This is a genomic window from Streptomyces sp. NPDC015532 (genome assembly GCF_043078065.1).
Lineage (GTDB): Bacteria > Actinomycetota > Actinomycetes > Streptomycetales > Streptomycetaceae > Streptomyces.
This window is the reverse complement of the sequence record NZ_JBIBSY010000001.1, coordinates 416,118-439,555: the sequence shown is the minus strand read 5'-3', so window position 1 is coordinate 439,555 and position 23,438 is coordinate 416,118. Positions and strand designations below refer to the sequence as shown.

Sequence of the window (23,438 nt, the reverse complement as noted above, 5' to 3'; positions counted from 1 at the left end):
CCCCGGGCCTGGGGTGACCCGGGCCCGGCCGGACCCGGGCCCGGTGACCGCGGCGCCTACAGGTTGCTGAAGTCCGGTCCCGCCGTACGGGTGCGCTTGATCTCGTAGAAGCCCGGCACGGAGGCGACCATGAGCGTGCCGTCCCAGAGCTTGGCGGCGTCCTCGCCCTTGGGGGTCGGGGTGACGACCGGGCCGAAGAAGGCGAGCTGCTCGCCGTCGGAGCCGGGGACGGCGATGACCGGGGTACCCACGTCCTGGCCGACCTTGTCGATGCCCTCCTTGTGGGAGGCGCGCAGCTCGGCGTCGAACGTGAAGTCCTCCTGGTCGGCGTAGTCGATCAGGTCGGCGGGCAGCCCCACCTCTTCCAGGGCGCCGGCTATGGCCTCCTTCGTCGGGCCCGTGCCGTCGTTGTGGAAGCGGGTGCCGAGCGCGGTGTACAGCGGGCCGAGGACGTCGTCGCCGTGCTTCTGCCAGGCGGCGGTGACCACCCGGACGGGCTGCCACGCCGTGGTCGCGAGCATCTCGCGGTACTGGTCGGGAAGCTCGTCGAGCTTGGGCTCGTTCAGGACGGCAAGGCTCATGATGTGCCAGCGGACCTCGATGTCGCGGACCTTCTCCACTTCCAGCACCCAGCGGGAGGTCATCCAGGCCCAGGGGCACAGCGGGTCGAACCAGAAGTCGACGGGGGTCTTGCCGGAACTGGTCTGAGCGGTCTGCTCGGGCATGGCTCTCCTCGGAACGTGGTGTTTCCCGTGGCAACACCGGCACGCGCCCATGCCATTCCCGTGTGTCCGTGCGATGCGGACGGGTCCGAGGGATTCCCCTGTGTCTGCGCCGTCACAGCGCCCGCCGTAAGGAGCACATGGCAGGATCGGCCCTGTTCGCACATGTCTATGACGCCATGAGGGAGTGCAGCCGTGCCCGGTGAGAATCTGTCCCGCGACGAGGCCCAGGAGCGGGCGGCACTGCTGTCCGTCGACGGCTACGACGTCTTCCTCGACCTGCGCTCGGCCCTCGGGGAGCCGGAGCCCGGCACGGCGGCCGGCGAGCCCCGCACCTTCCGCTCGGTCACCACGCTCCGCTTCCGCTGCGCCGAGCCGGGCGCGGCGAGCTTCGCGGACCTGATCGCGCCGAGTGTGACGGCCGTCTCGCTCAACGGCCGCGACCTCGACCCGGGAGAGGTCTTCGACGGCGTGCGGATCCGGCTGGAGGACCTCGCCGCGGAGAACGAACTCGTGGTGGACGCCCAGTGCGCCTACTCCCGCACCGGCGAGGGCATGCACCGCTTCGTCGACCCCGAGGACGGCGAGGTGTACCTGTACACGCAGTACGAGCCCGCCGACTCGCGGCGCGTCTTCGCCAACTTCGAGCAGCCCGACCTCAAGGCGCCGTTCCGCTTCGAGGTGCGGGCCCCCGAGGGCTGGACGGTCTGGAGCAACGGTGTCGGCGAACTCTCGGACGGTGTGTGGCGGTTCGCCGAGACGAAGCCGATCTCCACGTACATCACGGCGGTCGTGGCGGGCCCGTACCACTATGTGACGGACTCCTACTCCCGCGTCTTCGACGACGGTACGACGCTGGAGATCCCCCTCGGCGCGATGTGCCGCAAGGGTCTGGCCCCCCACTTCGACGCCGACGACGTGTTCCTGGTGACCAAGCAGGGGCTGGACTTCTTCCACGACCACTTCGACTACCCGTACCCGTTCGGGAAGTACGACCAGGCGTTCGTGCCCGAGTACAACCTCGGCGCGATGGAGAACCCGGGTCTCGTCACCTTCCGCGAGGAGTACATCTTCCGCGGCAAGGTGACGCAGACGTCGTACGAGGCGCGGGCGAACGTCATCCTGCACGAGATGGCGCACATGTGGTTCGGCGACCTCGTCACCATGGTCTGGTGGGACGACCTGTGGCTGAAGGAGTCCTTCGCCGACTTCATGGGCACGTTCGCCAACGTGGGCGCGACCCGTTTCACCGACGCCTGGATCACGTTCGCCAATCGCCGCAAGGCCTGGGCGTACCGCGCTGACCAGCTGCCGTCCACCCACCCGATCACGGCCGACATCCGTGACCTCCAGGACGCCAAGCTGAACTTCGACGGCATCACCTACGCCAAGGGCGCCTCCGTCCTGAAGCAGCTGGTGGCGTACGCCGGACAGGACGCCTTCCTGGAGGGCGCCCGCCGCTACTTCAAGCGGAACGCGTACGGGAACACCCGCCTCGGCGATCTGCTGTCGGCCCTGGAGGAGACGAGCGGACGGGACATGGCCGCCTGGTCCCGGTCCTGGCTCCAGACCGCGGGCGTCAACTCCCTCACCCCGCAGGTGATCCTGAGCCCGGAGGGACGCGTCGCCGAGCTGGCGGTGCTCCAGGAGGCGCCCGAGTCCCACCCCGAACTGCGCCCGCACCGCGTGGCCGTGGGCCTGTACCGCCGCGAGGACGGCGACGGCCCGCTCGTGCGGTACGCGCGCGCCGAGGTGGACGTCGACGGGCCGCGCACGGTCGTCACGGAGCTGGCGGGCGCGGAGGCCCCGGCGCTCGTCCTCGTCAACGACGACGACCTCACGTACTGCAAGATCCGCTTCGACGAGGGTTCGCTGGCCACGCTGCGGGACGCGCTCGGCGAGATCACGGACCCGCTCGCCCGGGCGCTGTGCTGGTCCGCGCTGTGGAACCTCACGCGCGACGCGATCCTGCCCGCCCGGGACTTCATCTCCCTCGTGCTGCGGTTCGCGGGCCGCGAGTCCGACATCGGCGTCCTGCAGATGCTGCACGCCTGGGCGAACTCCGCGCTCGTCAACTACGCGGCGCCCGACTGGCGCGAGCGGGGCGAGGCGCTGCTCGCCGAGGGAGCGCTGACGGAGCTGCGGCTGGCCGAGCCGGGCGGCCAGCACCAGCTCGCCTGGGCCCGCTTCTTCGCCGCCGTCGCGGCGAGCGAGGCCGATCTCCAGCTCCTCCAGGGTCTGCTGGAAGGGACGGCGAAGATCGACGGCCTCGACGTCGACCAGGAGCTGCGCTGGGCGTTCCTGGAGCCGCTGGCCGCGCGGGGCGTGGCCGACGAGTCGGTCCTCGCCGCCGAACTCGCGCGTGACGACACGGCGTCCGGCAAGCGGCACCAGGTCCGCTGTCTGGCCGCCCGTCCCTCCGCGGCGGTCAAGGCCCAGGCCTGGGCGGCCGTCGTGGAGTCCGACGCGCTTTCCAACGCCCTCGTCGAGGCGACCATCTCCGGCTTCGGCCAGCCGTCCCGGCGGGACCTGCTCGCGCCGTACACCGCCAAGTACTTCGCCGCCGTCGACCGCGTCTGGGCGGAGCGCTCCATCCAGATCGGCATGGACGTGGTCAGGGGCCTGTTCCCCGCGCTCCAGGACTCCCCGGAGACCCTGGCGGCGACGGACGACTGGCTCGCGGCGCACGAGGACGCGCCGCCGGCGCTGCGCCGGCTGGTGCTGGAGTCGCGGGACGATCTGGCGCGGGCGCTGCGGGCGCAGGCCCGTGACATCGCCGCCGCGGGCTGATCACCCGCACCACGCGGACCCCACCGCGCGGGGCACCGGCGCCACGGCGTCCGGTGCCCCGCGCGATGGCACGTCCGATGCCGTGCGCGATGGCACGTCCGGTGCCCCGTGCGATGGCACGTCCGGTGCCGTGCGCGGTGGACTGATCCGGCGCCCCGCCCGGTGGGCTGATCCGGCGCCCTGCCCGGTGGCCGATCCCGCGCCCCGCCCATTGGGCCGATCCGGCGCCCTGCCCAGTGGGCTGATCCGGTGCCCCGCCCGGTGGGCCGATCCGGTGCCCCGCCCGGTGGGCTGATCCGATGCTTCGCGTGGTGGGCTGATCCGATGCGCACACTGGTGACGAAATGCATGTATGGAGACCCGTAACCCCTACTGATCCGCGTCCGGACCAGCGCTTTTCGGCAGTCGAACGCCCGTGCCGGAAGGCGCGTTTGTCCCGATTCGCCGACGAGCGGGTAACAGCGGTTAGAAGACGGCTTCCCGGCGGGAAACCCCGGACCATGAGCCACCGCACCCCCAACTCCCCCCGCGCCCTGAGCCACCCCTCCCCCGTACGGCACCGGGTCCTGACCACCGCCCAGTTACGCGACCGCCAGGTGACGGCCGCGGACGCCAACGAGCGGTGCCGGCCCGGCGGTCCCTGGCAGCGGATCCTTCCCGGCGTCTTCCTTCTGCGTCCCGGCCCTCCCACGCCCGAGGAGCGGCTGCACGCGGCGCTGCTCTACACCGCGCGTCCCCCCGCCGCCCGCACGGCGTCCCGCGTCCCCGCGCAGCCGGGCTCCGAGGACCCGCGCGCCCAGGGCCCCTCCCCGGACGCGCTGATCACCGGTCTGGCGGCGCTGGCCCTGCACGGCTTCTCCTGCGTCCCGCCGCTGCCCTCCCTCGGCACGATCGACGTGCTCGTCCCCCGGCTGCGCCGGGTGCGCTCGACCGGCTGCGTCAGCATCGTGCGCACGACCGTGCTGCCGCACCCCACGTTCGTGGCCGGGGTCCCGGTCGCCGCCGTCCCCCGCGCGCTGGCCGACGCGGTCGCGGAGCTGACGGACGCGGAAGCCGTGCGCGAACTGCTGGCGGAGGCGGTGCGCCGCGGCTACTGCGAACCGCGCTCGGTCGTGGAGGAGCTGACGGCGGCCCGGCTGCTCGACCGCCCGCACGTGGTGGACGCCGTGGACGCGCTGGTGGCGGAGGGCAGGGCGGTCGCGGAGAACCGTCTGTACCGGATGGTCTTCGAGCACGGACTGCCCGACCCGGTCTGGAACGTCGACCTGCGGCTGCCCGGAGGCCCCCGCCTCGGCGGTCTCGACGCGTACTGGCCCGGACAGGCGGTGGGGGTCGAGCTGGTCACCCGGACCCCGCTCCAGGACGCGGACGCCCAGGCGTCCGAGCAGGCCCGCAGGCGCGAGCACCTGGAGCGGCTGGGCATCACCGTCGTCCACGTCACCCCGCGGAAACTCAGGGACGCGATGGAGGAGCAGGCCACGGTCGTGCGAACCGCGCTCATGGCCGCGACCGACCGCGATCCGGCCGCGTATGTCGTGGTGCTGCCCCGGTCGTGACGGACAGGGCCGTGCCCGGAGGGGAGGGAGGGGGCCCGCATGCGGCTCGCGCGGACCCCCTTCCGCGTCCCGGTGGCGTTGTCAGTGCCCCGATCTACTGTGGGGCGGGCAGGAGTTCCCCGGCCGGAAGCGCCTGCCCTGACGAGCCGGACCAACGACAGGAGAGTGTGATGACGACCCTGCCCGACCGCCCGAACACAGCGCTGCTGGTGATCGACATGCAGCACGGAGCCGTGGAGGGCGCGCACGATCTCGCGGCGGTGATCGCGAACATCGGCACGCTCGTCGCCAGGGCCCGCGCCGAGGCGGTGCCGGTGATCTGGGTGCAGCACTCCGACGATCAGATGAAGTACGGCAGCGCGTCCTGGCAGTACGTGCCGGAGCTGGTCCGCGAGGACACGGAGCCCGTCGTCCACAAGAACTACGGCGACTCCTTCGAGGCCACCGTCCTGGAGGACCTGCTCGCCGAACGGGCCGTCGGCCATGTTCTGGTCACCGGCGCCCAGACCGACGCCTGTGTCCGCTCCACGCTCCACGGCGCCTTCACCCGTGGGTACGACGTCACGCTGGTCGGCGACGCCCACACCACGGAGGACCTCACCGCGTACGGCGCCCCCGCCCCGGCGGAGGTCGTCGCCCACACCAACCTGTACTGGAGGGAGCAGCGGGCGCCCGGCCGGCGCGGGGACACCGTCGAGACGGCGAAGGTGAGTTTCGCGGCCCGGGCCGCCGGCTAGCGCCTGTCGGACAGGCCCGGGGACGGGCTCCCGAACAGGTCCTGGGACGGGCCGGTCGCGGGCGGCCGCGTCCCGCAGAACTCCGCCTCGACGACGGCTTGGGCGTCGCCCGCCCAGTCGCCGTTGAAGTTGAAGGCGAGGGAATGGCGGCCGTCCGCGGTGGTGAGGGCCACGCTGGACGAGCCGTGGATGCCGCCGTCGTGGCCCCAGACCCGGACGCCGCAGCTCAGCTTCCCCTCCAGGAGGCCGAGGCCGTAGCGCATGCCCGGGACGCCGTCGACGGCGACCGTCGTCCGCATCTCCGTGAGCTGCCTGCGCGGCAGGAGCCTGCCGCGCAGGAGTGCGGTGTAGAAGCGGTTCAGGTCGGAACTGTCGGAGATCATCTCCCCCGCGGAGGAGGCCCAGGAGGGGTTCAGGGCGGTGACGTCGTAGGTCGGTCCCGTCGTGGTCGCGGCCAGTTTGGAGTACGCCCTGCCGCTGGGCGAGGGGAGCGTGACCCGGGTGCCCGGCAGCGAAGTGGCGTGGAGGCCGAGGGGCTTGATGATCCGGTCGCCGATCTGCGAGGCGTAGGAACGGCCGGTGACCTTCTCGATCACCAGGCCGGCCAGGACGTAGTTGGTGTTGGAGTAGTTCCAGGACGTGCCCGGCGCGAAGTCCGGCTTGTGGGACAGGGCGACGGCGACGAGCTGTCCGGGGGGCAGCGTGTCGTAGCGGTGCCGCAGGAATCCGTCCTTGCTGAGATACGTGGCCCCGAAGCCTTCGTCGGCCGTGTAGTTGAAGATCCCGCTGGTGTGGTTGAGGAGTTGGCGGACGGTGATCGCGGTGCCGTCGTTGCCGTTGCCGCGCACCAGGCCGGGCAGCCAGGTGTCCACCGTGTCGTCCAGGGACAGCCGTCCCTCGGCCTCGAGCTGGAGCAGAACGGTGGAGATGAACGTCTTGGTGATGCTGCCCACGCGGTAGCGGTCGGCCGTGGACCGCGGTGCGCCGTTCCTCAGGTCTCCGACGCCCGCGGTGGCCGACCAGGTTCCGTGCCGGTCCACGGACGTCGCCGTCACCCCCGGCACGCCGTCGCGCACGGCCGTTTCCAGGGCCTGCCGTGTCGGCGCGTGGCCGTCCCCGGCGGGCGCCGCCGCCGCGATACCCGCCTGCGTCACCGCGATCCCCGCGGCGATCGCCCCCACCAGTGCCGTACGAACCCTCATGTCTTCCCCGTCTCGCTGTGGGACTCGGTCGGGGGGAGGGACCCGAGGGCACACCGGCGGGTTGCCCGGACAGGGCGGGTTGCTCCGTTTTCAGCCCTTCTTGAGGATCAGCTCGGTGTTGCGGTCGCGTGAGGTGCCCGACAGGTCGGTGCGGGCGCCGGGGGCGTTGAAGGAGAGTTCGCGGTACAGCGCCGCGAGGCCCGTCTGGGTGAGGTCGGAGAAGTCCGTGGCGTGCGGGGCCGCGGACTCGATGAGGGTGGTGAACAGCGAGAGCGTGCCGTCCTTGTTGTCCACCAGTTCGATGACGCGGGCGAGTTGGGGGAAGTCGACGTGGGAGGCGGTGCAGATCTCCCAGAAGGAGCGGTTGCCCGGGGCGGAGTGCGCGATGATCTCGTTCTTGTGGGTGTGGCCGTTCACCCAGGCCAGCGTGTTGCCGAAGCGGGCGAGCAGGGCGACGACCTCGCTGCCGCCGTGCCGCGCCTCGGCGGGGTGGGCCGGGTCGGCGTGGGTGTTGCGCATGGTCTTGCTGGTGTGGTGGCTGAAGACGACGACGTACGAGTCCTGGTTCTCGCGCAGCGTCTTCTCCAGCCAGCGCAGCTGAGCCGTGCCGATGGAGCCCTCGTAGTGACCGCCGGGGTCGGTGGTGTCCAGGCTGACGCCGATCACGTCCTCGGCGATCCGGAACGTGTAGTACTGGGTGCCCGCGGAGAGGTTCGCGGAGGAGTAGCCGTGGCCGATCGGGCCCGGTCCGGTGTACGCCGGGTCGAGGTGCGCCCTGACGTACTCGGCGGGGGTGAACGGGGCACGCTTCTCGTCGGGCGTGACCGAGCGCATCTCGCGAGCGTGCGCCCTGAGCAGGTCGTGGAACGCGGCGCCCTTGGGGCTGCTGCCGTTCTTGATGGTCTTGGCGAGCGTGGTGGCCTCCGCCGGGCCCAGCGACATCAGCTTCTTGCCGCCGACGGCGAACTCGGTGAGGTAGGAGTCGCCGCGTGATCCGTAGCAGCCGAGCGGGAGCGCGTCGTGGTTGCCGACGGTGGAGTACCAGGGCAGCTTCAGGCCGGGGCTGCGCAGTTCGCGGACGGCCGCCTCCAGGAAGCCCTGGATGCGCGGGAAGCCGAGCTGCTTGTCGGCGTCGCGCAGGGCGGCGTCGGGCTGCCAGTAGGTCTTCAGGTTGCTGGCCTGGACGCCCTCGTAGTGCCGCGGGTCACCGCTGTTGGGGGTGATGCGGCCGCCGCTCATGACCTTCAGGAACCACTCCAGCTCCGTCTTGGAGTTGTTGTCGGTGTTGTCCCCGGTGGTCATGACGAAGTGCAGCGGGGTTCCGGTGGCGGGGGCTCCGTGCAGCGAGTTGACCCGCTCGACCAGGGAGACCGCGCCCGCGACGGTCAGCGTCTCCTGCGGGCGCCAGGCGCTCTTGTTCTGGGATCGCAGGTATTCAAGGCGCAGCGGGTGCTGGGCGTCGATCAGGTGCAGGTCGGTGAGCTGCACGAACGCGGCGAGCGCGGTGCGCCGGTCGGCCCGGCCCGTCTTGGCCGCGGCCAGTTCGTCGCGCACGACCCTCTTCCAGCCGGCGCCGTCACCGAGCCGGCGGTATCCGGTGGAGCCGGAACGGGGGGCGGCCACGCCGCTCAGGGTCGTGCCGCGGGTGTAGGGGACGAGCGCGGCCGGTCCCTTCGGGCCGGTTGTGGCCAGTCGGCCCTCGGCGTGGGCGACGGAGTCGGCGACGGGCGCCTGGGCGGCGGTCGCCGCGTGCGCCGGGGTCTGTGGGCGCAGGGCCAGACCGATCCCCGCGGAGAGGGACACCGCTCCGGTGGCGGCCAGCAGGGTGCGGCGGTTGAGGGCGGGTACGGTGGCGACAGAGCGTATGCGCGGCATGGCGCGGTCTCCCCGAGTGCGAACGCGTCGGCAGTGGCCGCGGGGCGCTCGACTGGCGAACTCCCCGCTCGTACTGGATCGTTGGCACTGGGGATGACCTGCGCGTTAACTGGACGGCAACGGGCGACACCGATCACCGTACGTCGATCTCCGCGCACCCTGGGCGTCCATGGAGTCCTGTCCGAACAGCCGGTGGAGGGTCACTCCGTGTTCATCTCGCGGGGTAGGGGAGGTGGATCCGGGGCGCATCCGACTCGTTCGCGGCGACGCCCGCCCGTTCACGGATTCGCCGGCGAGTACGCGGGCGGGGACCAGCGCAGCGGGCTGGCGGCGGACGTCTCGACGGCTTCGGCGAGGGTGAAGCGGACGGTCCGTTCGCCGTCGGGGGTGAACTCCGTGCGGGCCGTACCGGTGAGCTGGAGCACCGTTCCCGAGGTCCAGTCCAGGAAGAGCAGGCCGGCGCGCGGATCGGCCGCGAGGTTGCCGAGGGTCAGGAACATGGAGTTGCCGGGGTAGTCGGGCCAGCTCAGTTCGCCGGGTGACTCGACGCGCACGAAACCGGGGTTGCCGCCGCGGTGGCTCGCGTCGGCGCCGTGTTCGTGGACCGTGGCGAGGAAGAAGGTGTCGGCGGCCCCGACGAACTCCCGCTGGGAGGGGCTGAGTTCGCCGCCCCGCCGGGGAACGCCCGCCGTGCGTCCGGTCACCGTCCCGTACGTCTGCCTCTTCTGGAGGTACTTGGGGCAGTTGGCGAAGACCTGGTCGGCCTCGACGGCGAAGCCGCGCGGGGCCGTCCGGACCCGGCCGTTGAGGCGCATACGGCGACGGGTACGCGGGTCGAGTGCGATGGTGCCGACGGCGGTTCCCGGGGTGGCGAGCGCGGCGGTGAGCGGATCGCCCGCCGCAAGGCCGCCCGCGACCGCGATCCGATGAGGCCCGGTGGCCCGCACGAATCCCGGCTCCCCGGTGAGCAGCGAGGCCCACACCCCGGCGCCGCGGTCCCGTTCCGTCCCGCCCTCGGGGGCCGCCGCGCCGACGACCAGCATGGGCTGGAGTTCGAGGAACGCGGCGACCACCGGGCGGATGCCCTGGCCGACGGACCGGCCCACATGATCGGCAAGGTCCCGGACGCCGACCCGGTCCTGGATCGCCCGCGAGCCGGAGTGATACGTCATGACGCCTCCAGGTGTCAGAAGAAACCGCAGGTAGGCGGGGACGCGTTCGGTGCCGGCGCCTCGCAGTGGGAGGCGGGCGAGCGGTCGAGGTCCTTGACCTTCAGGCCGACGTGGCCGGTGCGCGGCGTCATGACAGTCCCTTTCTGCCGGGGGCCGCCCCAGCGAGAGGCTAACCCTTGTCATCAAGATTAAGGGTTAGATGCGAGAGCGTCAACCAGTGACTTAGTCTTGAGGGGTTAGCCGCGAAGGGAGACCTCATGTCCGCCGGCCCCGACCCCCGCCCCCTCACCGGCGAGCCCGTCTCGCTCGACCTGCTCAACACCCGCTGGATCCACGAAGGCGCGGTGCGGGACCTGCTGGCCGACACCGGGGGCCTCGCGGTGTGGCTGGCGGGCAACGGACTCGACTTCCCGGCCGACGACACCGTCCTGCGGCACACCCTCGAAGCCCGCGACGCCCTGCGCGCCGCGGTCGACACCCCTCACGGGCAGGGCGACAGGCAGGGCTCCCGCTTCCCGGCGCGGGCCGCCGCCCGCGTCGACGCCGTCCTCGCGCACGGACGCGTCCGGCTGACGCTGACCGATCAGGGGCCCGGCGGGACACCGGAGTTCGACGACCCCGCCTGGGGCCCCGCCTGGCTCGCCGCGCGCGACTACCTGGAACTGCTTCAGGCCGCTCCGGACCGCATCCGCCGCTGCGCCCACGAGGCATGCGTCCTGCACTTCTTCGACACCTCGCGGAACGGCACCCGCCGCTGGTGCTCGATGGCGGCCTGCGGTAACCGCGCGAAGGCGTCCCGCCACTACGCGCGCACAAAAGAGAGCTGAATCGACAAAGCGAGACATCCACTCTGACCGGGATATCCGCCTATAGCTCACGATCTCCGACGTGACGCATGGCGGAAGTACGCCATGGCTGTATCCCGCCACGGTCAACTCTCCCCAAACAACTGCCCCTTGAGTAAAGCTGAGCGGTCATCCGGGTTCACATTCCGGACTGATGCGACCGGTGCCGCAAGAACAGCCGGAACCGGCCGTTCCACGCTCGTTCCTTTACCTCCAAGGGATGCAGATGACCTCCGACCCTCAGCGCGCCCCCATATCCGGCGCGAGACGCGTGGCCCGCCTGGCCATGGCAGCGGGCCTGGTGGCCGCGCTCTCCGCGGCCGGGCCGATACCCATGGCCTTCTCCGCGGACGCGGGCGCGCCCACGGCCGACCCCGGCACCAAGTCCGCCGCCGCCAAACTCGGTTCGACCGACGCCGACCTCCTCACCGAGGCCAAGGCCAACGGCGACAAGAACGTCACGATGATGATCGCCACGGCTCCCGGCCAGACCGAGCAGGTCGCCAAGGAGCTGGACGCGGTCAAGGGCGGCTCGGTGGGCCGCAGCTACGACAAGCTCGGCTACGTCCGCGCCACCGTCCCGACGAGCAGGGCGGACGCGGCCATCGCCGCCGCCGCGAAGCTTTCCTCGGTGCACGGGATCGACCTGCGCCAGGAGATCGCGCTGGACGACCCGACCCCGAGCGCCGACACGGCCAAGCACGGCGGCAACAACTCGACGGCCGCCACCTACTCCGGTCCCGGCAAGAAGACCCCCGCCGAGAACCCGTACAACCCGTCCTTCGAGACGGGCGCCGTGGACTTCGTGAAGGACCACCCGAAGGCGGACGGCCGGGGCATCACCATCGGCATCCTGGACTCCGGCGTCGACCTGGGCCACCCCGCCCTGCAGAAGACCACCACCGGCGAGCGCAAGATCGTCGACTGGGTCACCTCGACCGACCCGATCCTCGACAGCGACGGCACCTGGCGTCGGATGACCAACCCGGTCAGCGGTCCGTCGTTCACCTACGGCGGCGTCAGCTGGAAGGCACCCGCGGGCGACTACCAGGTCAACCTGTTCCGTGAGTCCGCGACGGCCGGAGGGGACGCCGCGGGCGACGCCAACCGGGACGGCGACACCACCGACGCCTGGGGCATCCTCTACGATCCGGCCGCCGGTACCGTCCGCGTCGACCTGAACAACAACTTCGACTTCACCGACGACACGCCGATGAAGCCGTACAAGGACGGCTTCCAGGTCGGCTACTTCGGTACCGACAACCCGGCGACGGACGTCGTCGAGCGGCAGCCGTTCGTCGTGCAGATCCGCAAGGACGTGCCCACCGACCCGTACGGCGGCGACTGGGTCGGCAAGAAGGCCGACTTCGTCAACATCGGCGTCATCGAGTCCGAGCACGGCACCCACGTCGCCGGCATCACCTCGGCGAACGGGCTCTTCGGCGGGAAGATGAACGGCGCCGCGCCCGGCGCGAAGATCGTCTCCTCCCGTGCCTGCACCTGGACCGGCGGCTGCACCAACGTGGCGCTCACCGAGGGCATGATCGACCTCGTCGCCAACCGCGGCGTCGACATCGTCAACATGTCCATCGGCGGTCTGCCCGCGCTCAACGACGGCAACAACGCGCGCTCCGAGCTCTACACGCGTCTCATCGACACCTACGGCGTCCAGCTCGTGATCTCCGCGGGTAACTCCGGCCCCGGCGCGAACACCATCGGCGACCCCGGCCTGGCCGACAAGGTCATCTCGGTCGGCGCGACCATCTCCAAGGAGACCTGGGCCGCCAACTACGGCTCCCAAGTGGAGAAGAAGTACGCGATGCTGCCCTTCTCCTCGCGCGGCCCGCGTGAGGACGGCGGCTTCACGCCGACGCTGAGCGCGCCCGGCGCCTCCATCAACTCCACCCAGACCTGGCTGCCGGGCGCCCCGGTCGCCGAGGCGGGCTACACCCTGCCGGCCGGCTACTCGATGCTCCAGGGCACCTCGATGGCGTCCCCGCAGGCCGCGGGCGCCTCGGCGCTGCTGCTGAGCGCGGCGAAGCAGAAGGGCATCAGCCTCACCCCGGCCACCCTGCGCACCGCGCTGACCTCGACCGCCGACCACATCAAGGGTGTTCAGGCGTACGAGGAGGGCGCGGGCCTCATCGACATCGGTGACGCCTGGGACGCGATCAAGGACGGCGCCACCGCCCACACGTACACGGTGAAGGCGCCGGTCGACACCGCGATCGACTACGCGCTGAAGACACCGGGCTTCGGCACCGGCCTGTACGACCGTGAGGGCGGCCTCAAGGCGGGTCAGCGCAAGACGTACGACATCACCATCACGCGTACGTCGGGCTCGGACCGGCCGGTGCGGCACGAGCTGTCCTTCGAGAACAACGCCGGTGGCACCTTCCGGATCCTCGGCAAGGACGACGTGAACCTCCCGCTGAACCAGCCGGTGACCGTCAAGGTCCAGGCGGCGCCGCAGTCGGCCGGGCTCAAGAGCGCGATCCTGGAGGTCGACGACCCGCGCACCGAGGGGGTCGACCAGCAGATCCTGTCGACCGTCGTCGTCTCCGCACCGCTGAAGTACACCTACAGCGCGTCGAGTTCGGTGCAGCGCAACAGCACCACCTCGTACTTCGTGACGGTCCCCGAGGGCGCCACGTCCCTGGAGGTCGCGATCGGCGGGCTGAAGGACAAGAGCCAGACCCGGTTCATCGCGATCCACCCGTACGGCGTTCCGGTCGACAACACCAGCACCCCGTACTGCTACAACAACTACCTCGACGGCAACGGCTGCAAGCCCGACGTGCGTTCGTACGCGGACCCGCAGTCCGGCGTCTGGGAGATCGAGGTCGAGGCGCGCCGCACCTCGCCGCTGCTCGACAACCCGTACAAGCTGGATGTCGCCGTGCTCGGCGCGGCCTTCGACCCGGCCGTCGTGACCGTCCCCGAGGCCAAGGTCGGCACCCCGGCCACCGCCTCCTGGAAGGTGACGAACAACCTCGCCGCGATCGACGGCAGGCTGAAGGGCGGTCCGCTCGGCTCCTCCAAGAACGCGCGGCCGACCATCACCGAGGGCGCCGCGCAGACCACCACGGTCGAGGTGCCCGCGGGCGCCGCGTCGCTCGACGTGGCCATCGGGAACGTGTCCGACAACGCCGCCGACCTCGACCTGACGGTGTACAACGCCGCCGGGGCCGTCGTCGGGCAGTCGGCGGACGGTGACTCGGAGGAGGCCGTCTCCATCGCCTCCCCCGCCGCCGGTACGTACACCATCGAGGTCGCGGGCTACGCGGTCCCGTCGGGCTCGACGGCCTACGACTACCAGGACGTGTTCTTCTCGTCCGCGCTCGGCACGGTCACGGTCGACGACTCCACCCCGGTCAAGCTCGCCACCGGCGCCTCGGCCACGGTGTCCGGCTCGGTCACCGCCGCCGCGGCGGCGCCCGAGGGACGCGAGTTCTTCGGTCAGGTCCAGCTCGTGAACGCGCGCGGCACGGTCGCGGGCCTGGGCAGTGTGAAGATCGAGAAGGTCACGCCGTAGCGGTGTGACGCCCGGCCGCGCGAGCGGCCCGGGAACCCGAGGGGCGGGCGTCCGGAAACGGACGCCCGCCCTTTCGCGTGCCCGCCGCCCCCGGACCGTCCCGCCCCCGTGCCCGGACCGCCCTTCGCGTGCCTCCCGCCGGGCCCGCCGGCCGTTCCCGGGCCACCCGGCCCGGACCGCGGGTCACCGCTCGTCGGTGCCGCACCTCATCGCCCGGGACTCGGGCAGCGCCTTGACGATCCAGGACCGGTCGTGGGCGATCTGCTGCTCCCCCGTGGTCCAGATGTCGGGCGTCGAGGCGTGCCGCTGGATGCCGATCAGGACCTCGTCGCCCCGGTGCAGCCGCGGGTCGACGGCCCGGTCCATCAGGAAGGTGACCTTCTTCGCGCCCGCGGCCGGCTTGTAGTAGTGGTAGACGTCCAGGGTGATCCGGTCCTGTTCGGCACCGGGGACCCCCACCACATCGGTGACCGTGCCCTCCACGATGAGCCGGGAGCAGGCGATGTAGCCGGGGGCGCTGAGCGAGCCCGCGTCGCCGCTGTCCGCCTTGGCGTCGGAGTCGGCCGAATTCGCGGTCACTCCGTCCGGCCCTCCGCCCGTGGCCAGCCAGCCCAGCCCGACCACCATCGTGGCCACCGCGGCCGCCGCGAGCGTGCCGACGGCGGCGGCACGCGAGAGCCGGGAGCGCTTCTTCGGAGCGCCGCCGGGCCGCCCGCCCCCGGACGCCCTCGGCCCCTCGGCCCCTCGGTACGTCCCGGGCCTCCCGGACCTCCCCGCTCTCCCGGACGCCCCGGCCGGCCCGGACGACCGCCCGGCGTCCGCCAGCGCGTCACCGATGATCACCAGCTGCTCCCGGAGCACGTCCACGTCCGCGGCGGCCGACCGGTGCTCGGCCATGAACACGACGTCGTCGCGCGCACCCTCGGGCAGTTCGGCGTCCGTGATCGCGGCCAGCAGCGCGTCCACACCTTCGTATTCGGCCACGTCACACCACCTCGTCCTCGTGCAGGCGGGCGCGCAGCGCGCGGACCGCCGTGTGCAGCCTGCTCTTGACCGTGCCCTCGGGTATGCCGAGCTCGTCGGCGATGTCCCGCACCGGCAGGTCTGCGTAGAACCGCAGGACGAGAACCTGGCGCTGGGGATCGGGCAGCTCGTCCAGTCCCTGGGCGACGGCCAGCGAGAGCACACTGGACTCCTCGTCCGAGGGCTGCGCCGGCTGGCGCAGCGAGGCGAGCCGCTCACCCAGCCGCTCCTGCCGCCGCTTGGCCCGGTGCCAGTCCATCGCCAGGTTCGAGGCGACGACCGCCGCCCAGGCGGACACGTCCCGCGGCGCCTCGTCCCCCTTGGCGGCCCGCTCCAGCAACCGCAGCCGGACCTGCTGTACCCCGTCCGGCAGGTCCGCCTGCGGTACGCCGCCGAGCGCGAGCACCGCCCTCACCCGGCGTTCCTGCGTCGCGTCCAGGGGGTCGTCCACCCCCGGTGCCCGCCGTGTCCTTCTGCGCAGCACAGCCACCCCTCCCCTCCCCGCGTCCCCTCTACGACGCCGGTGCGGACCAAAACGTTCGGCCCGGTTCGAGTCGTACGTCACACCGGGCCCCTGCCGTGACCCCGCCCGAACCGTACGGCTTGCGGTCACCTCGTGTCGCCGGGCGATTTCTTCGTACCCGGACGCCCGGCCGCCGCAGGATCGGGCACCTCGGCGCGTGTCCCGGCGTCCCACGTCGTGAGCGGCTCGGCGAAAGGATTGGACACGCGGGGCCGGGTCAGACGCATGATGGAAGCGCTGGACCACGTAGAACGCACGTCAAGGGAGTCGCCGTGAGGGTCGGAATCGTCGGAGCCACCGGTATGGTCGGCACAGCCATGCGCAAGATCCTCGTCGAGCGGGACTTCCCGGTCGAGGAACTGCGCCTGTTCGCCTCGGCCCGTTCGGCCGGGACGGTCGTCGACGGGGTCACGGTGGAGGACGCTTCCACGGCGGACTACTCGGGCCTGGACATCGTGCTGTTCTCGGCGGGCGGGGGCACCTCCAAGGCCCTGGCCGAGAAGGTCGCCTCCCAGGGCGCAGTCGTGATCGACAACTCCTCCGCCTGGCGCAAGGACCCCGAGGTACCCCTCGTCGTCTCCGAGGTGAATCCGCACGCGATCGCCGACCGCCCCAAGGGCATCATCGCCAACCCGAACTGCACGACGATGGCCGCGATGCCGGTCCTGAAGCCGCTGCACGAGGAGGCGGGCCTTCAGGCGCTGGTCGTCGCCACCTACCAGGCGGTGTCCGGCTCGGGCGTCGCCGGTGTGGCGGAGCTGCACGGCCAGGCCCTCAAGGTCGTCGGCGAGGCCGACCGGCTGACCCACGACGGCGAGGCGGTCGACTTCCCCGAGCCGCAGGTCTACAAGCGCCCCATCGCCTTCAACGTGCTCCCCCTCGCGGGTTCGGTCGTCGACGACGGTCTGAACGAGACCGACGAGGAGCAGAAGCTGCGCAACGAGTCCCGCAGGATCCTGGAGATCCCCGCCCTCAAGGTCTCCGGCACCTGCGTCCGGGTCCCGGTGTTCTCCGGCCACTCCCTCCAGGTGAACGCCCGCTTCGCCCGCCCGCTCTCCGCCGAGCGCGCCACCGAGCTGCTCGCGGGCGCCCCGGGTGTCGTCCTCTCGGACATCCCGACCCCGCTCCAGGCGGCCGGCAAGGACGCCTCGTACGTCGGGCGCATCCGGCCGGACGAGACCGTCGAGCACGGCCTCGCGCTGTTCGTCTCCAGCGACAACCTCCGCAAGGGTGCCGCGCTGAACGCGGTCCAGATCGCGGAGCTGGTGGCGGCCGAGCTCAAGGGCTGACACCGATTCCCCCGCACGCCCGAGGGGGCGGGCACCGACCGACCGGTGCCCGCCCCCTCGGGTTCTCGTGCGACGCGTCGCGTCCGCCGGTCAGGCGGTCGTCGCCCGCGCGTCCGCCGCCTGCGCCTTCAGGGCCCGCTCGACGCCCGAGCGGGACTCCGAGACGAGGCGCCGCAGGGACGCGTTGGGCTCGGCCGAGGCCAGCCAGGCGTCCGTCCTGGCGAGGGTGTCCTCGGAGACGTGGATGCCCGGGTAGAGGCCGGTGGCGATCTGCTGCGCGATCTCGTGCGAGCGGGCGTCCCAGATCTCCTTGACCACGGAGAAGTACTTGTCCGTGTACGGGGCCAGCAGCTCGCGCTGGTCGGCCTGCACGAAGCCGCCGATGACCGCTTCCTGCACGGCGTTCGGGAGCTTGTCGGACTCGACGACCGAGGCCCACGCCTCCGCCTTCGCCTCCTCGGTGGGCCGGGCCGCGCGGGCGGTGGCCGCGTGCCGCTCGCCGGCGGCCGTCCTGTCGCGCTCGTACTCGGCGGCGATCTCCGCCTCGTCGAAGCGTCCGACGGCGGCGAGCCGCTGCACGAACGCCCAGCGCAGCTCGGTGTCGACGGCGAGGCCCTCGATGGTCTCGCGGCCTTCGAGCAGCGCCTCCAGGAGGTCCAGCTGCTCCGGCGTGCGCGCGGTCGCCGCGAAGGCGCGCGCCCAGGCGAGCTGGTGGTCGCCGCCCGCCTCGGCCGCGTGCAGGTGGGCGAGCGTCGCGTCCGTCCAGCGGGTCAGCAGCGCCTCGCGGGCGGTCGGGTCGGCGTACAGCTCGATCGCGAGCTTGACCTGCCGTTGCAGCGACTGCACGACACCGATGTCGGACTCCTTGCCGATGCCGGAGAGCACCAGGGCCAGGTAGTCGCGGGCGGCGAGTTCGGCGTCGCGGGTCATGTCCCAGGCCGAGGCCCAGCACAGGGCGCGCGGCAGGGAGGACGCGAAGTCGCCGAGGTGCTCGGTGACGAAGGCCAGCGAGTCCTCGTCGAGGCGGACCTTGGCGTAGGACAGGTCGTCGTCGTTGAGCAGGATCACGGCGGGGCGGCGCTTGCCGACGAGCTGCGGTACGGCGGTCAGCTCACCGTCCACGTCCAGCTCGACGCGCTCGTCGCGCACCAGCTTGCCGCTGTCGCCGTCGAGCTCGTACAGGCCGACCGCGATGCGGTGCGGGCGCAGCGTCGGCGCGCCCTGGGCGCCGGCGGGCAGTGCGGGGGCCTCCTGGCGGACGGCGAAGGAGGTGATGACCCCGTCGGCGTCGGTCTCGATCTCGGGCCGCAGGACGTTGATCCCGGCGGTCTGGAGCCACTTCTGCGACCAGGTGCCGAGGTCGCGTCCGGAGGTCTCCTCCAGGGCGCCGAGCAGGTCGGACAGGCGCGTGTTCCCGAAGGCGTGGGCCTTGAAGTAGGCCTGGACGCCGCGGAAGAACTCGTCCATGCCGACGTAGGCGACGAGCTGCTTGAGGACGGAGGCGCCCTTGGCGTACGTGATGCCGTCGAAGTTGACGAGCACGTCGTCGAGGTCGCGGATCTCGGCCATGATCGGGTGGGTGGAGGGCAGCTGGTCCTGCCGGTAGGCCCACGTCTTCATGGAGTTGGCGAACGTGGTCCAGGAGTGCGGCCACCGGCTGTCGGGGTGGTAGGCCTGGCAGGCGATGGAGGTGTAGGTGGCGAACGACTCGTTCAGCCACAGGTCGTTCCACCACTCCATGGTCACGAGGTCGCCGAACCACATGTGGGCCAGCTCGTGCAGGATCGTCTCGGCGCGCAGCTCGTAGGCGGCGTCGGTGACCTTGGAGCGGAAGACGTACTGGTCGCGGATGGTGACCGCGCCGGCGTTCTCCATCGCGCCCGCGTTGAACTCGGGCACGAAGAGCTGGTCGTACTTCGTGAACGGGTAGGCGTAGTCGAACTTCTCCTGGAACCAGTCGAAGCCCTGCCGGGTGACCTCGAAGATCGCGTCCGAGTCGAGGAACTCGGCGAGCGAGGGGCGACAGTAGATGCCGAGCGGGACGGTCTGCCCGTCCTTCTCGTACACGCTGTGCACGGAGTGGTACGGGCCGACGATCAGCGCGGTGATGTACGTCGAGATCCGCGGCGTCGGCTCGAAGACCCAGACGTCGTCCTTGGGCTCCGGGGTCGGCGAGTTGGAGATGACCGTCCAGCCGGTGGGCGCCTTCACGGTGAACTGGAAGGTGGCCTTGAGGTCGGGCTGCTCGAAGGACGCGAAGACGCGGCGCGCGTCCGGCACCTCGAACTGGGTGTACAGGTAGGCCTGCTGGTCGACGGGGTCGACGAACCGGTGCAGGCCCTCACCGGTGTTGGTGTACGCGCAGTCGGCGACGACACGCAGGACGTTGCGCCCCTGAAGGAGCCCGGTCAGCGCGATCCGCGAGTCCTTGAAGACCTCGGCGGCGTCGAGCGGGTCGCCGTTGAGGGTGACTTCGTGGACGGCCGGGGCCACCAGGTCGATGAAGGACTCCGCGCCGGTCTCGGCGGAGTCGAAGCGCACCGTGGTCACGGACCGGTAGGTGCCGCCCTCCTGCGCGCCGGAGAGGTCGAGATCGACCTCGTACGAGTCAACGGTGAGCAGCTTCGCGCGCTGCTGCGCCTCTTCGCGGGTCAGGTTTGTGCCAGGCACGCGGTCATCTCCTCGTTATGTGTGGGTTGCGCCATCCTTCCACGGGACCCGCACACAGCGCGATGTCCGTTTACCGCCGGTGCCGGGCCGTCGCGGGTCCGAGCCTGGAGACATGACGACATACACCGCACAGCCCATCGGCGCGGCCGTTCTGGAGGAGCTCCGCGCCACCGACGACGCGGGCCGCCGGCCGGTCCCGCTGACCGACGAGGAGGGCGGATCCCCTCTGCGCTGCTGTCTGCGCCGCAGTGAGCCCGGCGAGCGCGTCTGCCTGGTCTCCTACGCCCCGTTGCGCCGCTGGGCGGCACGGACGGGGGTCGAGCCGGGCGCCTACGACGAGACGGGCCCGGTCTTCCTCCACGCGGACGCGTGCGCGGGCCCGGCCACGGACGCCCTCCCGTTCACGAACTCCCACCGGTCGGTCCGCCGCTACTCGGCCCAGGGGCACATCCTGGGCGGGCGGCTGGTCGAGGCACCGTCCGCGTTCGACGAGAACTTCACGAAGGCGTTCGCCGAGGCGTTCACGGACCCGGAGGTGGCACTGGTCCATGTACGGGCGGTGGAGTACGGCTGCTTCCTGTACGAGGTGCGGCGGGGCTGAGGCCCCGTGAAAGCGCCGAGGGAGTCCGCGCACCCGGGGGCGCGCGAACTCCCTCGGCGGAGAGCGGGTGTGGAGCGAGCGGGACTCAGCCCTGCTTCGGCTGCTTGTGGGACTTGTCCAGGATCATCACGAGCGCGGTGATGCCCGCGAACAGCGCGAGCGGCAGCACGACGTAGAGGCCGAGCGTCTCGATCACGCTCAGGCCGGAGCCGGGGTCGTCGCCGTCGTCACGGGTGACCGCGAGCGCGGGGGACGACATGAGCAGCATCATCAGCGTCGTACCGGCCGCCAGGGCACCGGCGCGCAGAGCGTTCTTCTTGTCCACGGTGCCAACGTAGCGAACAGCCGACCGGACCGCGCGCCCGGGGTGCCGTACGGAGGTCACGGGACACGGCGCGGCGGGTCCGGGGGGCTCCCGGACGCGGCCGCCGGGCCGCTCTCCGCCCGCACCACGTCGATCAGGGCGTGCAGCCGGGGTGAGGCGGCCAGTTCCTCCAGGGTCACCGGGCGGCCCTCGGCGTCGGCGACGGGCAGGCGCCAGTTGGGGTATTCGTCCCAGGTGCCCGGAAGGTTCTGCGGGCGGCGGTCGCCGACGGCGTCCGGGAGCCAGACGCCGATCAGACGGGCCGGGGTGCGCAGCAGGAAGCGGTGCACGGCCTGGATCTCGGCCTCCTCCACCGAGGCGGGGGCCCCGCCGCTCGGGCCGCGCAGCAGCCCGAGCCGGGAGAGCAGCGCCAGCCACTCCCGGACGTCCGCGGAGGCGGCGGCCCGTTCCGCGTCGAGGGTGCCGGTCAACAGGCCGAGCCGGTCGCGGAGTTCGACGTGCTCGCCGGTGAACCGGGCCGCGGTGGGCGGCAGGTCGTGGGTGGTGGCGGTGGCCAGGCAGTCGGCACGCCAGCCGTCGGGCGGCAGGGGCAGTCCGTCCCCGTCCCAGTCGCGTTCGAACCACAGCACCGAGGTGCCGAGCACTCCGCGTTCCTGGAGCGTCTCGCGCACCCCGGGTTCGACCGTGCCGAGGTCCTCGCCGATGACGAGCGCTCCGGCCCGCGAGGCCTCCAGGACGAGGATCGCGAGCATCGCCTCGGCGTCGTAGCGGACGTACGAGCCCTCGGTGGGCGGCTGTCCCTCGGGGATCCACCAGAGCCGGAACAGGCCCATGACGTGGTCGATGCGCAGGGCGCCGGCATGGCGCAGGAGCGCGCGCAGCAGGCGGCGGTAGGGGGCGTATCCGGAGGCGGCGAGCCGGTCGGGCCGCCAGGGCGGCAGGCCCCAGTCCTGGCCGCGCGCGTTGAAGGCGTCCGGGGGCGCGCCGACGGTCATGCCCGCCGCGAAGAACTCCTGCTGGGCCCAGGCGTCGGCCCCGTCGGGGTGGACGCCGACGGCGAGGTCGTGCACGAGTCCGACGGTCATGCCCGCGTCGCGCGCGGAACGCTGGGCGCGCGCGAGCTGGGCCTCGGTGAGCCAGACGAGCCGGCTGTGGAAGTCGACCCGGTCCATCAGTTCGGCCCGGGCCCGGGCGGTCGCGGGCGAGCGGGGGTCGCGCAGGGCCACGGGCCAGTTCCGCCACGCGGAGCCGTGGACCTCGGCGAGCGCGCACCAGGTGGCGTGGTCCTCCAGCGCCTGGCCCTCCTCGGCGAGGAAGTCGGCGTACGCGGCCTGCCGTCCGGGCCCGAGCGGCACGGTGCGCACCACGGTGAGCGCCTCGCGCTTCAGGTCCCATACGGCGTCGCGGTCGATGAGCGCGCCCTTGCGCAGCACGGAGTCGCGCAGCCGTCCGGCGCGCTCCAGCAGCGTGCGCAGCCGGTCCTGGTCCTCGGCGTAGGGGTACTCGGGGAGGTCCTCGACGCGCAGGTGCACCGGGTCGGGGAAGCGGCGGGAGGAGGGCCGGTACGGGGAGGGGTCGGTGGGGTCGCCGGGTACGGCCGCGTGCAGCGGGTTGACCTGGACGAATCCGGCGCCAAGCGCCCGCCCCGCCCAGGCGGTCAGCTCGGCGAGGTCGCCGAGGTCGCCCATGCCCCAGGAGCGGCGGGAGAGCAGGGAGTAGAGCTGGACGAGCAGGCCGTGGGCGCGGCCGGGCGGCGCGGGCAGCCGGGTGGGGGCGACGACGAGGTGGGCGTCGGCGGTGCGGCCGTCGGGGGCGGTGGCGTGCAGGCCGTGTACGCCGGGCGGAAGGTTCTCGGCGGAGGTCCGGGACTCGCCCTGTTCGGTGGTGACGCTCAGGCGGGTGCCGTCCGGCAGCGCGGCCACCTCGGCGGGGACGAGTCCGCCCCAGCACACCAGGGTCGGCGGCAGCAGCCGCCGCGCGGCCTCGGCGTGGTGCAGCGCGAGGGCGGCCCGGACGGCGTCCGGGGTGCTCGCGTCGACGCCGAGCGCCGCCAGGATCGCCACGAGCGCGGTGTCCGGGGCCGCGACCGCGCGGCCGGGGGACGGGCTGTATTCGGGGGCGACACCGTGCAGGTCGGCGAGTTCGGCCAGGGGCGTCCGCGGCGGCGGCTCCGATGCCGTCCGTGGCGGGTCGGCGGGCCCGGTGGGTGCCATCAGACCCCCGACGCGGCGCCGGTCGAGACGGGCTCGCTCGTCAGATGCGCGGCGTCCGCGAGCGGCGGCTCGCTGGTCAGCGGCTCGGCGTCGGGCAGCGGGGGTTCGCTGGTCAGCGGCGCCGCTGAGCAGGCGCCTTCCGAGCTGAGCAGACACAGGTGGGCGCCCTCGGGCTCGGCGGCCGCCCGGCCGGCGCGCGGGCCGGGGAGGGACGGCTCCGCCGCGCGTTCGGACAGGGCCGTGAGGAGCAGGTGTGCCGATGCGGCCACGGGGGCCTCCTTGTTCGAGGTCGGATACGGCGGCCGGGGGCATTCCGGCGGTTCGTGCCGGTAACGGACGCCCCGGGCGGTCACCGCAGCC

The 23,438-nt window shown here is 72.2% G+C and carries 17 protein-coding genes; 7 read left to right on the top strand and 10 right to left on the bottom strand.

What is annotated here, in order from left to right; translation table 11 throughout:
- Positions 1-56: 56 nt before the first annotated feature.
- The gene (locus ACF07B_RS01830) at positions 57-725 is read right to left on the bottom strand and encodes a DsbA family protein (RefSeq protein WP_392177398.1); all 669 of its coding nucleotides are present in this window, start codon (positions 723-725) and stop codon (positions 57-59) included.
- Positions 726-917: 192 nt separating this feature from the next.
- Here ACF07B_RS01830 and pepN (ACF07B_RS01825) point away from each other — a divergent pair, with 192 nt between their 5' ends.
- The 3 genes from pepN (ACF07B_RS01825) to ACF07B_RS01815 all read left to right on the top strand — a co-directional run bounded on the left by pepN (ACF07B_RS01825) (position 918) and on the right by ACF07B_RS01815 (position 5,805).
- Positions 918-3,512 carry an aminopeptidase N gene (gene pepN / locus ACF07B_RS01825; RefSeq protein ID WP_392177397.1) on the top strand — a complete coding sequence of 865 codons (2,595 nt, stop codon included), beginning with the start codon at positions 918-920 and terminating at the stop codon, positions 3,510-3,512.
- A gap of 500 nt (positions 3,513-4,012) precedes the next feature.
- On the top strand, positions 4,013-5,068 hold the full coding sequence (locus ACF07B_RS01820; RefSeq protein WP_392177396.1) for a hypothetical protein: 1,056 nt from the start codon (positions 4,013-4,015) through the stop codon (positions 5,066-5,068).
- 170 nt (positions 5,069-5,238) lie between these two features.
- Positions 5,239-5,805 carry an isochorismatase family protein gene (locus ACF07B_RS01815; RefSeq protein WP_392177395.1) on the top strand — a complete coding sequence of 189 codons (567 nt, stop codon included), beginning with the start codon at positions 5,239-5,241 and terminating at the stop codon, positions 5,803-5,805.
- Here ACF07B_RS01815 and ACF07B_RS01810 read toward each other — a convergent pair.
- The 3 genes from ACF07B_RS01810 to ACF07B_RS01800 all read right to left on the bottom strand — a co-directional run bounded on the left by ACF07B_RS01810 (position 5,802) and on the right by ACF07B_RS01800 (position 10,054).
- A complete protein-coding gene (locus tag ACF07B_RS01810; RefSeq protein ID WP_392177394.1) occupies positions 5,802-7,007 on the bottom strand; it encodes a serine hydrolase domain-containing protein in 1,206 nt (401 codons plus the stop codon). The two genes, ACF07B_RS01815 and ACF07B_RS01810, sit on opposite strands and share 4 nt — an antisense overlap.
- A 90-nt stretch (positions 7,008-7,097) precedes the next feature.
- Positions 7,098-8,882 (bottom strand): TIGR03767 family metallophosphoesterase, encoded by a 1,785-nt coding sequence (locus ACF07B_RS01805; RefSeq protein ID WP_384242210.1) that lies wholly within the window; start codon positions 8,880-8,882, stop codon positions 7,098-7,100.
- A 278-nt stretch (positions 8,883-9,160) separates the two neighbouring features.
- The gene (locus ACF07B_RS01800; protein WP_392177393.1) at positions 9,161-10,054 is read right to left on the bottom strand and encodes a pyridoxamine 5'-phosphate oxidase family protein; all 894 of its coding nucleotides are present in this window, start codon (positions 10,052-10,054) and stop codon (positions 9,161-9,163) included.
- 257 nt (positions 10,055-10,311) lie between these two features.
- On the opposite strand from ACF07B_RS01800, the gene ACF07B_RS01795 reads away from it, so the two are divergent.
- Positions 10,312-10,881, top strand: a complete 570-nt coding sequence (locus ACF07B_RS01795; RefSeq protein WP_392177392.1) for a CGNR zinc finger domain-containing protein — start codon at positions 10,312-10,314, stop codon at positions 10,879-10,881.
- A 244-nt stretch (positions 10,882-11,125) separates the two neighbouring features.
- Positions 11,126-14,434: a S8 family serine peptidase gene (locus ACF07B_RS01790; RefSeq protein ID WP_392177391.1), complete on the top strand. Its 3,309-nt coding sequence runs from the start codon at positions 11,126-11,128 to the stop codon at positions 14,432-14,434.
- Between the two features lie 183 nt (positions 14,435-14,617).
- Here ACF07B_RS01790 and ACF07B_RS01785 read toward each other — a convergent pair whose 3' ends face one another.
- Together ACF07B_RS01785 and ACF07B_RS01780 are read right to left on the bottom strand one after the other, a co-directional pair.
- The gene (locus ACF07B_RS01785; RefSeq protein ID WP_392177390.1) at positions 14,618-15,418 is read right to left on the bottom strand and encodes a hypothetical protein; all 801 of its coding nucleotides are present in this window, start codon (positions 15,416-15,418) and stop codon (positions 14,618-14,620) included.
- A gap of 1 nt (position 15,419) precedes the next feature.
- A complete protein-coding gene (locus ACF07B_RS01780; RefSeq protein WP_369480943.1) occupies positions 15,420-15,947 on the bottom strand; it encodes a sigma-70 family RNA polymerase sigma factor in 528 nt (175 codons plus the stop codon).
- 305 nt (positions 15,948-16,252) lie between these two features.
- Between ACF07B_RS01780 and ACF07B_RS01775 the strand changes: the two genes are divergently transcribed.
- Positions 16,253-17,269, top strand: a complete 1,017-nt coding sequence (locus ACF07B_RS01775; protein ID WP_369480942.1) for an aspartate-semialdehyde dehydrogenase — start codon at positions 16,253-16,255, stop codon at positions 17,267-17,269.
- A gap of 90 nt (positions 17,270-17,359) precedes the next feature.
- On the opposite strand, the gene pepN (ACF07B_RS01770) is transcribed toward ACF07B_RS01775, so the two are convergent.
- Positions 17,360-19,939 (bottom strand): aminopeptidase N, encoded by a 2,580-nt coding sequence (pepN, locus tag ACF07B_RS01770; protein ID WP_369480941.1) that lies wholly within the window; start codon positions 19,937-19,939, stop codon positions 17,360-17,362.
- Between the two features lie 112 nt (positions 19,940-20,051).
- On the opposite strand from pepN (ACF07B_RS01770), the gene ACF07B_RS01765 reads away from it, so the two are divergent.
- Entirely contained in the window at positions 20,052-20,540 is a 489-nt protein-coding gene (locus ACF07B_RS01765) for a DUF1203 domain-containing protein (protein ID WP_392177389.1), read from the top strand.
- An 85-nt stretch (positions 20,541-20,625) separates the two neighbouring features.
- Here the strand turns inward: ACF07B_RS01765 and ACF07B_RS01760 are convergent, their stop codons facing one another.
- Genes ACF07B_RS01760 through ACF07B_RS01750 form a run of 3 tightly spaced genes read right to left on the bottom strand, consistent with a single transcriptional unit; the run spans position 20,626 to position 23,347 of the window.
- Positions 20,626-20,865: a hypothetical protein gene (locus ACF07B_RS01760; RefSeq protein ID WP_369480939.1), complete on the bottom strand. Its 240-nt coding sequence runs from the start codon at positions 20,863-20,865 to the stop codon at positions 20,626-20,628.
- Positions 20,866-20,921: 56 nt separating this feature from the next.
- Positions 20,922-23,078 (bottom strand): 4-alpha-glucanotransferase, encoded by a 2,157-nt coding sequence (gene malQ, locus ACF07B_RS01755; RefSeq protein ID WP_392177388.1) that lies wholly within the window; start codon positions 23,076-23,078, stop codon positions 20,922-20,924.
- Positions 23,078-23,347, bottom strand: coding sequence for a hypothetical protein (locus ACF07B_RS01750; protein ID WP_369480937.1), 270 nt, complete (start codon positions 23,345-23,347; stop codon positions 23,078-23,080). The genes malQ and ACF07B_RS01750 overlap by 1 nt, the downstream gene beginning before the upstream one ends.
- Positions 23,348-23,438: the final 91 nt, after the last annotated feature.